The 1,121-nt window shown below is 37.3% G+C and carries 2 protein-coding genes; both read right to left on the bottom strand.

The window, feature by feature from the left end:
- Positions 1–226: 226 nt before the first annotated feature.
- Positions 227–649, bottom strand: a complete 423-nt coding sequence (locus UB32_RS16900; protein ID WP_044395928.1) for a hypothetical protein — start codon at positions 647–649, stop codon at positions 227–229.
- A gap of 191 nt (positions 650–840) precedes the next feature.
- Positions 841–1,121: hypothetical protein (locus UB32_RS20100; RefSeq protein WP_198528215.1), on the bottom strand; the 281-nt coding region annotated here is incomplete at its 5' end.

The raw sequence follows: 1,121 nt of genomic DNA on the forward strand, positions 1-1,121 counted from the left end.
CTTTGGCTAAAGCCAACCAAAATTCATCTCCCACCTACTCATTGGGCTTTAGCCCTTCCCGTTCCTTGAGGATGGGATACTTCTTTAGGAAATCCGTTAAAAGGGAGCCTGTTCGCTGGGACGGGCAAATATCTCCATTCAAATTGCCATTCCATATTAAAGAAGGATTTGCTATAGTAGCAAATCCCTCTCAATCCTTACTGACACTTAGATTTGTTGCGTTTCACTATCTTGCCTCTACAACGAAACTGCTATATTCCTCATCTTCAATTAATATAACAATCTTCCAAAGGCCCTTTTGGTTAAGCCCAAACTTTGCTTCACTTTGCCTACCCATAATTTCTTGTTGATAAAGTTCCATAGTCTTACTCGAATCTTTATGGGTTCCAACCATTTTGTATTTTTTACCAGTTAAATCCTTGCTATTATCAAAAAAGTATAATTTGTATAGTCTCCCTTTTTCTACAGGAAACTCTGGCTCATCCATTTCTCCGTTCATTTTAGTCATGCCAAACCGGTCCTCTTTTCCATATAGGGTCATGCCATCCTTTGTAAAAGTAGCACTCAACCCCCAATATGGTTCATCTCTGTGGGTACAAGCGTTTAGGAAGAACAAAATGAAAATCACTAAGCTTATGCGCTTTTTCATTCCCTTTCACCTCAACTCATATAGGAACCTTATTCTACAAGTAATTCCTACTATCACGTCTTTTCTTGGAGAAATATGAATTTTTTATGGGAGGAATACTAAGAAGAAAATTTCCGAAAATGCAGTTGAAATTTTTATGTAACTCTGCAAATGATTCGTTCATGAGGTTAGTAACTATACTTTAATACAGCTTAATTTTGTCCCATCTTTTCTAAAACATAAAGGCGCTTGTCGATTTCAGTTAATCGATTGTTCAAATAATCAACTTCAAAGTCTGTTTTCTTTTTACTCACTTTTAATATGCCAATAACATCCTCGGCTTGCGCAGCTTGGATTTGAGTAACCGTAACCTTAACCTCTGAAATATCGGCTTGCACGACATCAGCGCTATTTTGTAAATGGGACATATCCTCTTTCAAAGTGCTTACGTCTACTTTTACATTCGACATATCCTCTTTCAAAGCGCTTACGT

It is taken from the genome of Mesobacillus subterraneus, from assembly GCF_000934845.1.
Taxonomy (GTDB): Bacteria; Bacillota; Bacilli; order Bacillales; family Cytobacillaceae; genus Mesobacillus; species Mesobacillus stamsii.

Excerpts from the sequence above, each read along its gene's own strand:
- UB32_RS16900 (WP_044395928.1), bottom strand. The coding sequence starts at position 649 with ATGAAAAAGCGCATAAGCTTAGTGATTTTCATTTTGTTCTTCCTAAAC.